The sequence below is a fragment of the Amycolatopsis sp. NPDC114505 genome (assembly GCF_055633615.1).
This window is the reverse complement of the sequence record NZ_JBVKDV010000001.1, coordinates 2308944-2322319: the sequence shown is the minus strand read 5'-3', so window position 1 is coordinate 2322319 and position 13376 is coordinate 2308944. Positions and strand designations below refer to the sequence as shown.

12 protein-coding genes are annotated in these 13376 nt (G+C 69.4%); 11 read left to right on the top strand and 1 reads right to left on the bottom strand.

Translation table 11 applies throughout. The annotated features are described in order from the left end of the window. Positions 1-101 precede the first annotated feature (101 nt). The 6 genes from ACZ7OU_RS11630 to ACZ7OU_RS11605 all read left to right on the top strand — a co-directional run bounded on the left by ACZ7OU_RS11630 (position 102) and on the right by ACZ7OU_RS11605 (position 8291). Positions 102-1337 (top strand): ROK family transcriptional regulator, encoded by a 1236-nt coding sequence (locus ACZ7OU_RS11630; protein ID WP_470255026.1) that lies wholly within the window; start codon positions 102-104, stop codon positions 1335-1337. Between the two features lie 468 nt (positions 1338-1805). Beyond that, positions 1806-3041: a family 16 glycosylhydrolase gene (locus ACZ7OU_RS11625; protein WP_470255025.1), complete on the top strand. Its 1236-nt coding sequence runs from the start codon at positions 1806-1808 to the stop codon at positions 3039-3041. A gap of 77 nt (positions 3042-3118) precedes the next feature. Next, on the top strand, positions 3119-4186 hold the full coding sequence (locus ACZ7OU_RS11620) for an RICIN domain-containing protein (protein ID WP_470255024.1): 1068 nt from the start codon (positions 3119-3121) through the stop codon (positions 4184-4186). After that, a complete protein-coding gene (locus ACZ7OU_RS11615; protein ID WP_470255023.1) occupies positions 4183-6048 on the top strand; it encodes a ricin-type beta-trefoil lectin domain protein in 1866 nt (621 codons plus the stop codon). The genes ACZ7OU_RS11620 and ACZ7OU_RS11615 overlap by 4 nt, the downstream gene beginning before the upstream one ends. Next, positions 6045-7409: an RICIN domain-containing protein gene (locus ACZ7OU_RS11610; protein ID WP_470255022.1), complete on the top strand. Its 1365-nt coding sequence runs from the start codon at positions 6045-6047 to the stop codon at positions 7407-7409. The genes ACZ7OU_RS11615 and ACZ7OU_RS11610 overlap by 4 nt, the downstream gene beginning before the upstream one ends. A gap of 222 nt (positions 7410-7631) precedes the next feature. Then, on the top strand, positions 7632-8291 hold the full coding sequence (locus ACZ7OU_RS11605; protein ID WP_470255021.1) for a DNA alkylation repair protein: 660 nt from the start codon (positions 7632-7634) through the stop codon (positions 8289-8291). Here the strand turns inward: ACZ7OU_RS11605 and ACZ7OU_RS11600 are convergent, their stop codons facing one another. Beyond that, positions 8292-9023: a GntR family transcriptional regulator gene (locus ACZ7OU_RS11600; RefSeq protein ID WP_470242013.1), complete on the bottom strand. Its 732-nt coding sequence runs from the start codon at positions 9021-9023 to the stop codon at positions 8292-8294. 114 nt (positions 9024-9137) lie between these two features. On the opposite strand from ACZ7OU_RS11600, the gene ACZ7OU_RS11595 reads away from it, so the two are divergent. Genes ACZ7OU_RS11595 through ACZ7OU_RS11575 form a run of 5 tightly spaced genes read left to right on the top strand, consistent with a single transcriptional unit; the run spans position 9138 to position 13376 of the window. Continuing rightward, positions 9138-10382 carry an MFS transporter gene (locus ACZ7OU_RS11595; protein WP_470255020.1) on the top strand — a complete coding sequence of 415 codons (1245 nt, stop codon included), beginning with the start codon at positions 9138-9140 and terminating at the stop codon, positions 10380-10382. 10 nt (positions 10383-10392) lie between these two features. Next, the gene (locus tag ACZ7OU_RS11590) at positions 10393-11187 is read left to right on the top strand and encodes a putative hydro-lyase (protein ID WP_470242015.1); all 795 of its coding nucleotides are present in this window, start codon (positions 10393-10395) and stop codon (positions 11185-11187) included. Between the two features lies 1 nt (position 11188). Further along, entirely contained in the window at positions 11189-11938 is a 750-nt protein-coding gene (locus ACZ7OU_RS11585) for a LamB/YcsF family protein (RefSeq protein WP_470255019.1), read from the top strand. Further along, positions 11935-12546, top strand: coding sequence for a 5-oxoprolinase subunit B family protein (locus tag ACZ7OU_RS11580; protein WP_470255018.1), 612 nt, complete (start codon positions 11935-11937; stop codon positions 12544-12546). Before ACZ7OU_RS11585 ends, ACZ7OU_RS11580 begins: the two co-directional genes overlap by 4 nt. Continuing rightward, complete coding sequence (locus tag ACZ7OU_RS11575; protein ID WP_470255017.1) at positions 12543-13376, top strand: 5-oxoprolinase subunit C family protein; 834 nt, start codon at positions 12543-12545, stop codon at positions 13374-13376. The genes ACZ7OU_RS11580 and ACZ7OU_RS11575 overlap by 4 nt, the downstream gene beginning before the upstream one ends.

Here is a 13376-nt window from a genome sequence, read left to right as displayed (position 1 = left end):
ACCATCAGTTCGGGACTTAGTTCATCACTTAATACATAGCCACAACTTACGGCGATCAGGCATTCTGGCAGTGAGCCGGTAAGAGTTCAGATGGGTTGCCCATGGCGAGCAAGCGCACCACCGTCCGTGACCTGCGGAGGCACAACCGTTCTCTGCTGCTGTCGAAACTGTACTTCGACGGCCCGCTGTCGCGGCACGAACTGAGCCAGCTCACCGGATTGAGTGCGGCAACGGTCAGCAACGTGACCGCCGAGCTGGGCGAAGAGCAGCTCATCACGGAGGCGGGCCAGGTCGAATCGGACGGCGGCCGGCCCCGGGTACTGCTGCGCGTCGACCCGGCGTACGGGCACGTCGCGGGCGTCGACATCGGCGAGACGGGAGTGAAGGTCGAGCTGTTCGACCTGGCGATGAACCGCCTGGCGACGGTAGAGCACCCCCTCCCGAAGGCCCCGGACCCGGCAACGGCGGTCGAGCAGGTGACATCCGGCCTGCGCGAGGTGTTCGCGAGCGCGGGCATCGAGGATTCGGCGGTACTGGGCGTCGGCATCGGCGTACCGGGCATGGTCGAGCAGGGATCCCGGGTACTGGTGCACGCACCGACGGTCGGCTGGGAGGCGGTGCCCCTGGTATCCCTGCTGCGCGACGCCGGAGTGGGGCTGCCGCTGTTCGTGGACAACGGAGCGAAGACGCAGGGCCAGGCAGAGATGTGGTTCGGAGCGGGCCGCGGAGCCCGCCACGCGGTGATCGCCCTGATCGGCTCAGGCGTCGGCGCAGCGGTGGTAACGGACGGGACGACGTACCGAGGTTCGACGAGCAGCGCGGGCGAGTGGGGCCACACAACAATCGCGTACGGCGGAAACGACTGCCGCTGCGGAGCCCGCGGGTGCTTGGAGGCGTACATCGGCGCGGCCGGGGTGCTGGCCCGCTACCGGAAGGTGCGAGGCAAGGAAGTCCCGGGCGAAGACGAGCAGGCCCAGTTCGCAGCACTCTTGGAGGCAGCCCCGAAGTCCAAGACGGCGGCCCGCGTACTGGAGGAGACAGCGGGCTACCTGGGAGCAGGGATCGCGAACTTGATCAACTTGTTCAACCCGGAGCGCATAGTAATCGGCGGCTGGGCGGGCCTGGCCCTGGGCGAGCAGCTCCTACCCCGCATCCGCGAGGCAGCGGGCGAGCACGCCCTGAGGCACCCATTCAGCCAGACATCGATCCAGCTGGGCTCCCTGGGCTTGGACGCAGTGGCAACGGGAGCGGCGACGCTGCCAGTAGCAGACCTACTGGACCAGGGAGCAACATCGAGAATCGTGAAGCCAGGAGCACCGGACTCAGACGCAGCCTGAGCAAGCAAGGGGACACGAGAACCCACACCGACGAGAACCCAGACTCCCCCCGCGCACCCCGATCCGAAGCCAGAACACGGCCGGCAGCGCCGGGTCAAGGCATCTTTCCCGCCTTGACGCGGTGTTGCCGGCCGTAGTCACAATGAAGGCTTCGGGGTGCCGGAAGGAACGCGACCAAGCGAGCCAGACAGCATGTGCACCGCTCAGCGGGAACCAACCCACCCTTAATTCGGGTTGAAAAAAAATGACCGGCCGACGGTTGCCCGGCTTGTCTGGACCATGCATACTTTGTTGCCAAGCACAACAAAGACCCGCCGCCGCCCGTGATCCCGACCCCGCCCAGGGAAGACGAGCGCCGGCGTAACGGTCGCGCCTGCCGCCGCCCCGGCATGCGAGGCCACCTCCCCTCCTCGCGGTCCGTGCTGTGCGCGGAACGCCCGTCCCCCCACGGTGAGAGAGGCGACAACGATGTCCACCTCGTTCCGCAAGTTCCGCAAGTTCCGAAGAGCAGCGGCCCTCTTCGCCGCCGCTTCCCTCCTGTTCGTCGGGCAGCAAGCCCTGACGGCTCCCGCGGCCGAAGCCGCGGCCACCTTCACCGACGACTTCAACGGGCCCGCCGGCTCGGGCGTCGACGGGTCGAAGTGGCAGCTCGAAACCGGCGACAACGTCAACAACCACGAGCGGCAGTACTACACGTCGGGCACCAACAACGCCCAGCTCGACGGCCAGGGCCACCTCGTCATCACCGCGAAGCGCGAAAACCCCGGCAACTACAACTGCTGGTACGGCCGCTGCGAGTACACCTCCGCGCGGATGAACACGGCCGGCAAGTTCAGCCAGGCCTACGGTCACTTCGAGACGCGCATGAAGCTCCCGCGCGGACAGGGCATGTGGCCGGCGTTCTGGATGCTCGGCGGCGGCAACTGGCCCACCGACGGCGAGATCGACATCATGGAGAACGTCGGGTTCGAGCCGAACACCGTGCACGGCACCATCCACGGCCCCGGTTACTCCGGCGCCGGCGGCATCGGCGCGGCCTACAACGGCCCGAACTTCTCCGACGACTTCCACACCTACGCCGTCGACTGGTCGCCCAACCAGATCAAGTGGTACGTCGACGGGAACCTCTACCAGACGCGCACGCCGTCCGACCTGAACGGCAACCGCTGGGTCTACGACCACAACTTCTTCATCATCCTCAACCTCGCCGTCGGCGGGTACTGGCCCGGCGACCCCAACAGCAGCACGCAGTTCCCGCAGCAGCTGGTCGTCGACTACGTCCACGTCACCAACGACGTCGGCGGCGGCACCCCGCCGAGCGGGCGCACCGGGCGGATCACCGGCATCGGCGGCAAGTGCGTCGACGTCGCGGGCGCCAGCACCGCCAACCTCACGCCGATCCAGATCACCGACTGCAACAACAACGCGGCGCAGAACTGGACCATCGGCACCGACGGCACGATCCGCGCCCTCGGCAAGTGCATGGACGTCAACGCCGCGGGCACCGCGGACGGGACCGTGGTGCAGCTCTACGACTGCAACGGGACCGCTGCCCAGCAATGGGTCGTGACCGGCGCCAAGGACATCGTGAACCCCAACGCGAACAAGTGCCTCGACGCCACCGGCAACAGCTCGGCGAACGGCACCCGCCTGCAGATCTGGACCTGCGGCGGCGGCGCCAACCAGAAGTGGACCACTCCCTGATCCACCACATCGGGTAGGCGGACCCCGCCCGGTTCGCCTACCCGGCACTCTTTCCTTCCCCCACAAGGAGAACTCAAGTGCGGCGATTCCTCGTCGCGCTAATGGGGTGTGCCCTGTTAGCGCTTTCCTTCCTGACCACCGGCTCCGCCCAAGCCGCCGTCGAAGCCGGCCCCAGCGCCAGCCAGCTGCTCGCGAAGACGACTTCCTGCCAGCAGATCTCGAACGGCAAGTACTCCTTCGACGAAGGCGGCGCGGCCACCGTCCCTGTCTGCCAGGCCAACGGCGCGGTCTTCTTCAAGGCCGACATGGACATCGACTGCGACGGCGTCCGCACGTCGCAGTGCAACGAGCAGACCGACTGCTGCTTCTACCCGGACACCGCGTTCCACACCTCGACCGACCAGCCGCTCAACGCGGCGCAGCTGCCGTACATCGTGCTGCCGCAGCCGACGTCCACATGGGACTACCGCAACTACGGCATCGACGGCGGTTCCGTCGTGGCGGTGATCTACAACAACCAGGTGACCTACGCGGTGGTCGGCGACACCGGCCCGACGAGCATCATCGGTGAGGCGTCCTACGCCACCGCCGTCAACCTCGGCATCAACCCCGACCCGTCCAACGGCGGCACCGAGGGCCCGGTGACGTACATCGTGTTCCCGAACACGCACGTCAACCCGATCGAGAACCACGCCAACGCCACCAGCCTCGGCGAGCAGGTCGCGACGCAGTTCGCCGGTGGCACCACCACCCCGCCGCCCGCGGGTGGCGGGCGGATCACCGGCATCGGCGGCAAGTGCGTCGACGTCGCGGGCGCGAACAACGCCAACGGCACCGCCGTCCAGCTCTACGACTGCAACCGCTCCACCGCTCAACAGTGGACAGTCGGTTCCGACGGCACGGTCCGCGCGCTCGGCAAGTGTCTCGACGTCACCAGCGCGGGAACGACCAACGGCACACCGATCCAGCTGTACGACTGCAACGGCAGCAACGCGCAGAAGTGGTCGGCCAACGGGTCGCAGAACCTCGTGAACGCCGGCTCGGGCAAGTGCCTCGACGCCACCGGGAACTCGAGCGCCAACGGGACCCGGCTCCAGATCTGGACCTGCGGAACCGGTGCGAACCAGAAGTGGACGCTGTCATGAGAAAACGCTCTCTGCTCAGCATGCTCGGCGTGACCGCCCTCGCCGCTGCCACCTTCGCCGTGCCCGCGCAGGCCGCGGGCGAGACCGTGAACGTCTGGCTCACCACCACCGACGACGCCAAGGGCGTCAACGTCACCCGCGGCCTGCAGCAGCAGACGCCGATCAGCTTCACCGCCGGCACCGGCACCGGCGGCCAGACCATCAACGTCAACGAGAACACGACCTACCAGCAGTTCGAGGGCGCCGGCGCGTCGTTCACCGACTCCGCCGCGTGGCTGCTCAACTCGAGCAACCTGCTCAGCGCCACCACTCGCAACCAGGTCATGCAGAAGCTGTTCGACCCCAACGCGGGCATCGGCATCAGCTTCCTGCGCAACCCGATCGGCGCGTCGGACATCGCGCGCTACAGCTACACGTTCGACGACGTGCCGGCCGGGCAGACCGACCCGAACCTGACGAAGTTCTCCATCGCGCACGACCAGACCGACGTCCTGCCGCTGACCAAGCAGGCGCTGCAGCTCAACCCGCAGATCAAGGTCATGGCGTCGCCGTGGAGCGCGCCACCGTGGATGAAGGACAACGACAGCTACCTGCTCGGCTGGGTGGAGTCGCAGTTCTACCCGGCCTACGCGCAGTACTTCGTCAAGTACGCCCAGGCCTACCAGGCCGCCGGCGTGCCGATCAACTACCTGTCCGTCCAGAACGAGCCGACGTGCTGCGCGAGCTACCCGTCGACCAACTGGAACGGCGCCGGGCTCGCGTACTTCACCAAGAACAACCTGCTGCCCGCACTGCAGAACGCCGGACTGTCCACAAAGGTCCTCGCGCTCGACTGGAACTGGGACCAGTACCAGTCCTTCGCGGCGCCCACGATGGACGACGCGGCCATCCGCAGCCACCCGAACTTCGGCGGCATGGCGTGGCACGGCTACGGCGGCAACGTCTCGCAGCAGACGACCGTGCACAACCAGTACCCGAGCGTGAACGCGTACTCGACCGAGCACTCCGGCGGCACCTGGGTGTCGAACCAGCAGGCCGAGGACATGACGAACATCGTCGACTACACGCGCAACTGGAGCCGCACGGTCACCAAGTGGAGCCTGGCGATGGACCAGGCGCACAACCCGCACAACGGCGGTTGCGACACCTGCACCGGGCTGGTGACCGTCCACAATGGAGACGGCCGCAACGGCCAGGTCGACTACACCGTCGAGTACTACACGATGGGTCACCTGACGAAGTTCGTGAAGCCGGGCGCGTACCGGATCGACTCGAACGACAACTCGGCCGTGCGCAACGTCGCGTGGAAGAACCCGGACGGCTCGAAGGCGCTCATCGCGTACAACACCGGCTCCGGCAGCCAGAGCGTGCGCGTGAACTGGGGCAACTCCTCGTTCACCTACAACCTGCCCGGCCACACGTCGGCGACGTTCACCTGGGCCGGCACCCAGGGCACCGGCGGCGGTGGCGGCACCGGCAAGACCGGCCCGATCACCGGCCTCGGCGGCAAGTGCCTGGACGCCGCCAACGCCAGCAGCGCGAACGGCACCGCGGTCCAGCTCTACGACTGCAACGGCAGCGGCGCCCAGCAGTGGACGGTCGGCGCCGACGGCACGATCCGCGTGCTGGGCAAGTGCCTCGACGTCACCGGACAGTCCACAGCGGACGGTGCCCAGCTGCAGCTGTGGGACTGCGGCGGGACGGCCAACCAGAGATGGGCGGCGACGGCGGCCAAGGACATCGTCGGGTCGGCGTCGAACAAGTGCCTCGACGCGACCGGCAACTCGAGTGCGAACGGCACCCGGCTGCAGATCTGGACCTGCACCGGCGCCGCCAACCAGAAGTGGAACGTGCCCGCATGAAGAAGCTGGCAGCATTCGGTGGTCTCGTAGCCGCGGCGTCGGCGTTGGTGCTGGCCCCGGGCGTCGCGCAGGCGGCGACCGGGCCGATCACCGGCCTCGCCGGCAAGTGCGTCGACGTGAACGCGGCGAGCAGCGCCAACGGCACCGCGATCCAGCTCTACGACTGCAACGGCAGCGGCGCCCAGCAGTGGACGGTCGGGTCCGAAGGCTCCCTGCAGGCGCTGGGCAAGTGCCTCGACGTCACCAGCGCCGGCACGGCCAACGGCACCACGATCCAGCTCTGGGACTGCAACGGCTCCACCGCCCAGAAGTGGACGGCCAACGCGGCGAAGAACCTGGTCAACACGGGGTCGGGCAAGTGCCTCGACGCGACCGGCAACTCCAGCGCCAACGGGACCCGCCTGCAGATCTGGACGTGCGCCACCAGCGCCAACCAGCAGTGGACGCTCCCGAGCGGCGGTACGACCCCGCCGCCGTCCGGCCCGGGCGTGATGGCCGTCGCGCCGTACCTCTACAACGGCTGGGGCAACCCGCCGAGCCCGCAGACGATCCAGAACGCCACCGGCGTCAAGTGGTTCACGCTGGCGTTCGTCCTGTCCAACGGCTACTGCAACCCGCAGTGGGACGGCGGCCGGGCGCTCACCGGCGGCGTCGACCAGAACACGATCAACGCGGTGCGCGCGGGCGGCGGCGACGTCATCCCGTCGTTCGGCGGCTACTCCGGCAACAAGCTGGAGTCGTCGTGCGGCAGCGCGGGCGAGCTGGCGGCGGCGTACCAGAAGGTGATCAACGCCTACGGCCTCAAGGCGATCGACATCGACATCGAGGCCGACGCCTACAGCAACCCGACGGTGCAGCAGCGCACGGTCGACGCGCTGAAGACGATCCGCGCGAACAACGCGGGCATCAAGCTGTACGTCACGTTCGGCACCGGGCAGTCCGGTCCGGACAACAGCCTGGTGAACCGGGCCGCGCAGTCGGGGCTCACTGTCGACGGCTGGGTGATCATGCCGTTCGACTTCGGCGGCGCGGGCCAGAACATGGGCACGCTCACGCAGCGCGCGGCCGAGGGGCTCAAGAACGTCGTCAAGTCGGCTTACGGCTACGACGACGACACGGCCTACCGGCACATGGGCATCTCGTCGATGAACGGCATCACCGACAACAGCGAGACGGTCACCCTGAACGACTTCTCCACCATCCTGGCCTACGCGAACCAGCACCACCTGGCCCGGTTGACGTTCTGGTCGGCCAACCGCGACCGCCCCTGCCCGGGCGCCTACCCGAACGACGACACGTGTTCGGGCGTTTCCCAGCAGGCGTGGGACTTCACGAGGATCTTCGCCCGCTACGCCGGCTGACGGCGTGAAGCGACAGGCCCGGCCGGGACTCCGGCCGGGCCTGTTCGCGTCGGTAGGGCTGCCGGACCGCGACACTGGGGAGGCCACGGCCCGGCAGCTGGGTGGTTCCGCCTGCCGCTGGGGGTCTCCGGCGGCGAAACCGCTCAGAGGTTATCCAGCCGGGAACGCTTTTGGGGAGTCCGGATTCCAGAGATGCCCGAAGGGGCACCTTAGACTGCCGTCGTGGCCGAATCCGAGCTGAACGACGTCCTGGCCGAGCTGGCCGCGCTCGAGGACCCCAGGGCCCGCGCGGTGAACGAGAAGCACGGCGACGACCACGGCGTGAACCTGGGCAAGCTGCGCGCTGTCGCGAAGCGCTTGAAGACGCGGCACGACCTCGCGCGCGAGCTGTGGGCCACCGACGACACGGCGGCGAAGCTGCTGGCCACCCTGATCTGCCGGCCGAAGGCGTTCGAGCGCGACGAACTGGACGCCATGCTGCGGACCGCGCGCGTCCCCAAGGTCCACGACTGGCTCGTCAACTACGTGGTCAAGAAGAGCCCGCACGCCGAAGAACTGCGCCGGAGCTGGTTCGCCGACCCGGATCCGGTGGTCGCGAGCGCCGGCTGGGCGCTGACCACCGAGCGCGTCGCGAAGCAGCCCGAAGACCTCGATGGCCTGCTCGACGTCATCGAGAAGGAGATGAAGGACGCGCCGGACCGCCTGCAGTGGGCGATGAACCACTGCCTGGCCCGAATCGGGATCGAACACGTCGAACTCCGCGCTCGCGCCATCGAAATCGGCGAACGCCTCGAGGTGCTCAAGGACTACCCGACGCCGCCGAACTGCACGTCGCCGTTCGCGCCCGTCTGGATCGCCGAGATGGTGCGCCGCAAGCAGTAGTCAGTCCACCGCGACGGCCGCGCGGGCCGCCTCGGCGCGGTCGGCGTACGCCTCGACCAGCTGCTCTTCGGCGTCCTCGAGGTACTTCATCAGCAGCTGCTCCGCGCCCGGTCCGTCGCCCGCTTCGATGCGGTCGAGGATCTCGTGGTTGCGCGGCAGGTAGCGCTCGTGGAAGCGGCGGGGCTCGGCCATGATGTGGAAGACCAGCCGCAGCTCGGCGGTCAGCCTGCCGACCAGCTCGTTGACGCGCTCGCTGCCGGACAGCGCGGCCAGCTCCTGGTGGAACCACACGTTCGCGGTGCCGAGGTCCTTCCAGTTGCCGGTGCGCGCGGCCTCGTCGCCGATCTCGACCTTCTCCTTGATCCGCGCGAAGGAGGCGGGCTTCGCCGTCACCCCGCGGACCGCGGCGCACTCGATGATCTTGCGGACGCGGTAGATGTCGACGACGTCCTCGACGCTCGGGATGCGGACGAAGACCCCGCGGTTGAGCTCGTGGGCGAGCAGCCGTTCGTGCGTGAGCAGCCGGAACGCCTCGCGCAGCGTGTTGCGCGAGACGCCGAGCGCGTTGCCGATGTCCTGCTCCGAGAGCCGGCCGCCGGGCAGGAAGAAGCCTTCGGCGATGCGCTTGCGCAGGACGCCGGCGACCCGCTCGGCCGTGCTCTTGCGGCTGACCAGGCCGCGGTCGGCCTCCAGGCCCGGAAGGCCCGGGACGTCGCTGTCTTCGATGACCACGTGACCGATGGTACCCGTCACACTGAGGACGATGTAATTGCCGTCTTGTGGAATTGTTCAACAATCCCTAGTGTGTGAGGCACGCCACGATGAGACACTGGCCAGGAGGTGCCCATGACTGCGACAACTGCTACCGAGGCCCGGCCGTTCGACTGGTTCCGCACGCTCGGCAAACGCGGACGCCGCGCCTTCGTGGGCGCGTTCGGCGGCTACGGACTGGACTCGTTCGACTACCAGACCCTGCCGCTCGGCCTGGCCGCGATCACCGCGTACTTCGGCATTTCGAGCGGCGAAGCCGGCCTGCTCGGCACGACGACGCTGGTCGTTTCGGCCGTCGGCGGGGTCGGGGCCGGCATGCTGGCCGACCGGATCGGCCGCGTCCGCACGCTCCAGATCACCATCGCGATGTACACGGTCTTCACGGTGCTCTGCGGGTTCGCCCCGAACTTCGAGACGCTGCTGATCTTCCGCGCCCTGCAGGGCCTGGGCTTCGGCGGTGAGTGGGCGGCCGGTGCCGCGCTGGTCGCGGAGTACTCCTCGGCCAGGTACCGCGGCCGGACCGTGGCGTTCGTGCAGAGCGCGTGGGCGGTCGGCTGGGGCCTGTCGGTGATCGTCTACACCGTGGTGTTCAGCGTCGCGAGCCCCGACGTGGCCTGGCGGGTCATGTTCTGGACCGGCGTCATCCCGGCCCTGTTCGTGCTCTGGGTCCGCCGCAGCGTCAAGGACGCCCCGCGCGCCGAGGAACGCCTGAAGGCCGAACGCCCGAAGGGCACGCTCGTCCGGATCTTCCGGGGCGACCTCCTGCGCACGACGTTCTTCGCCGCGCTGCTCGCCACCGGCGTCCAGGGCGGGTACTACACGATCTCGACGTGGCTGCCGTCCTACCTGAAGAAGACGCGCGAGCTGACCGTGATCGGCACCGGCGGCTACCTGGCCTTCCTGATCACCGGGGCGTTCGTCGGGTACGTCTGCGGCGGCTACCTCACGGACCTGATGGGGCGCAAGAAGACGTTCCTGACGTTCGCGCTGCTCTCGGCCGCGCTGATCGTCGCGTACACGCAGATCCCCAAGGGCGCCAACGGGCTCGTGCTGGTGCTCGGCTTCCCGCTCGGCTTCTCGATGTCCGCGATCTTCAGCGGCTTCGGCGCCTACCTCGCGGAGCTGTACCCGACGTCGCTGCGCGGCACGGGACAGGGCTTCACGTACAACTTCGGCCGTGCGGTCGGCGCGATCTTCCCGACCGTCGTCGGCTTCCTCGGCGCCGGTGGCGCGATCGTGTTCGGCGCGATCGGCTACGGCATCGCGGTGCTCGCCTTGCTGGGACTTCCGGAGACCCGGGGTATCGAACTCGTCGATTGAGGGGGAACTCATGACGACCTTTGACGAACCCGCGACGTTCACGCCGGCGCAAGCGCGCGAAGCGTTCCGTCGCGGCACCGCCCACCCGACCACCGGCTGGGCCAACGGCTTCACCCAGACCAACCTGATCGCCGTGCCCGAGGACTGGGCCTACGACGTCCTGCTGTTCTGCACCCGCAACGCGCAGCCGTGCCCGCTGCTCGACGTCACCGACCCCGGCGACCCGGAAACCCGGCTCGCCGCGGGTGCGGACCTGCGCACCGACCTGCCGCGCTACCGGATCTGGCAGAACGGCGTGCTGGCCGGCGAGGTGTCCGACGCGACCGGCCTCTGGCGCAGCGACATGGTCGCCTTCTCCATCGGCTGCAGCTTCACGTTCGAGACGGCACTCGCCGCCGAGGGCGTCCCGCTGCGGCACGTCGACCAGGGCCGCAACGTCGCGATGTACGTGACGAACCGGCAGTGCGAGCCCGCCGGGCGGCTGTTCGGGCCGATGGTCGTGTCGATGCGGCAGATCCCGGCGGACCGCGTCGACGACGCCATCCGGATCACCCGCGCGATGCCGGCCGTGCACGGCGCGCCCGTCCACGTCGGCGACCCGCGCGCGCTGGGGATCGACGACCTCTCGCGGCCGGACTTCGGGGATCCGGTGGACGCGGAGCCCGGTGACGTCCCGGTGTTCTGGGCCTGCGGGGTCACGCCGCAGGCGGCGCTGATGGCGTCCCGGCCTCCCTTTGCGATCACGCACGCACCGGGGTACATGTTCATCACGGACCGGCTCGACAGCGAATACCGGGTGGGCTGAAATGGATCTGAACAGCGATCTCGGCGAGGGCTTCGGCGCGTGGAAGATGGGCGACGACGAAGCCATGCTCGACATCGTGACCAGTGCGAACATCGCGTGCGGCTTCCACGCCGGCGACCCGTCGGTGATGCGGCGGGTGTGTGACCTGGCGGCCGAGCGCGGGGTCGCGATCGGCGCGCACGTCGGTTATCACGACCTAGCCGGGTTCGGCCGGCGCGCGCTCGACATCGCGCCGGCCGACCTGGCGAACGAGGTGCTCTACCAGATCGGCGCGCTCGACGCGTTCGCCCGCGCGGCCGGCAGCCGCGTGACGTACGTGAAGCCGCACGGCGCGCTGTACAACACCGCGGCGGTGGACGTCGCGCAGGCCGCGGCGATCGTCGACGGCCTGCGCCGGTACGACCCCGCGCTCGCGCTGCTCTGCCTGCCGGACTCGGAAATGCAGCGGCAGGCGGAGAAAGCGGGTGTGGTGGCGTACGCGGAGGCGTTCGCCGACCGGGCGTACACCGCCGACGGCAAGCTCGTCTCGCGCAAGAAACCGGGCGCGGTGCTGCACGACGCCGACGCGGTGGCCCAGCGCGCGGTCGGCATGGCGACCGGCGGCGTCGTCACCGAGGACGGCACCAAGCTCGAGCTGCGGCCGGACTCCCTGTGCGTGCACGGGGACACGCCGGGCGCGGTCGAGCTGGCCCGCCGGATCGAGGCGGCGCTGACCGAGGCCGGCATCGAGCTGGGCGCGTTCACCGGATGACCGTCCGGCTGCTGCCCTGCGGACGGCGCGCGGTGCTGGTGGAGCTGGACGACGTGCTCGGCTTCCAGGCCGCTTTGTCCCGGCTCGCGCCGGCCGGCGTCGAGGAGCTGGTCCCGGCGGCGCGGACGCTGCTGGTCCGCTTCGACCCGGCGGTGACGGACGCCGGACGCCTGGGCGCGATCCTGCGTGAAGTGTCCCCTGTGGACAGTGCGATGGCCGCTTCGGCCGAGGTGGTGGTTCCCGTGGTGTACGACGGCGAGGACCTGGCCGACGTCGCGGCCTCGGCGGGGGTCACCGTGGCTTCGGTGATCGAGCGGCACAGCTCGGGTGCGTACGTCTCGGCGTTCTGCGGGTTCGCGCCGGGGTTCGCGTACCTGTCCGGGCTGGACCCGGCGCTGCACGTCTCACGCCGGTCGACGCCGCGGACGCGCATCCCGGCGGGTTCGGTGGCGATCGCCGGGGAGCACAGCGCGGTGTACCCGAGCGCGTCACCCGGCGGCTGGCAGCTGCTCGGCCGGACGGACGTGCCGGTCTGGGACGTCGAACGCGACCCGCCGAACCTGCTGCCGCCGGGCACGAGGGTGCGGTTCGAGGCGGTGCCGACGTGAAGCTGGAAGTCGTGCGGCCGGGGTTCACGACGACGGTGCAGGACCTCGGCCGGCCGGGGCACGCGGCCCTCGGCGTCGGCCGGTCCGGCGCCGCGGATCGCGGGTCGTTCCGGCTGGCGAACCGGCTGGTCGGGAACCCCGCCGGTGCCGCGGCACTGGAGGTCACGCTCGGCGGGCTGGTGCTGCGCGCTTCGTCCGTCACAACGGTGGCGGTGACCGGCGCGCTGTGCCCGGTGTCGCCGGGCGGCATGAACGCGCCGATGACGTTGTGGCCGGGCGACGAGCTCGTGCTCGGCACGGCCACGGCCGGCTTGCGCTGCTACGTCGCGGTGCGCGGCGGGATCGACGTCGCGCCGGTGCTCGGTTCGCGGTCGACCGACACGCTCGGGAAGCTGGGCCCGCCGCCACTCACCGCCGGGATGCTGCTGCCGGTGGGCACCCCGCTTGCTTTCCCGGTGGCCGACTTGGCGCCACGCCCGGCTTTGCCGTCGTCGCCGGTCCTGCGCGTGACGCCGGGACCGCGTCGCGACTGGTTCGCCGCGCCGGACCAACTGCTGTCCACTGTGTACACGGTCTCGCCGGACTCGAACCGCGTCGGCATCCGGCTGACCGGGCCGCCGCTTTCCCGCTCACGCGAAGGGGAGCTGCCGTCCGAGGCGTGCGTACCCGGGTCGCTGCAGGTACCGCCGTCGGGCCGGCCGATCCTGTTCCACGCGGACTCCCCGACGACGGGCGGCTACCCGGTGATCGCCGTCGTCGAAGAAGAGGACCTGGACGTCGCCGCCCAGCTGCGGCCGGGTCAGACAGTGAGCTTCCGTCCCGCGTCGTGA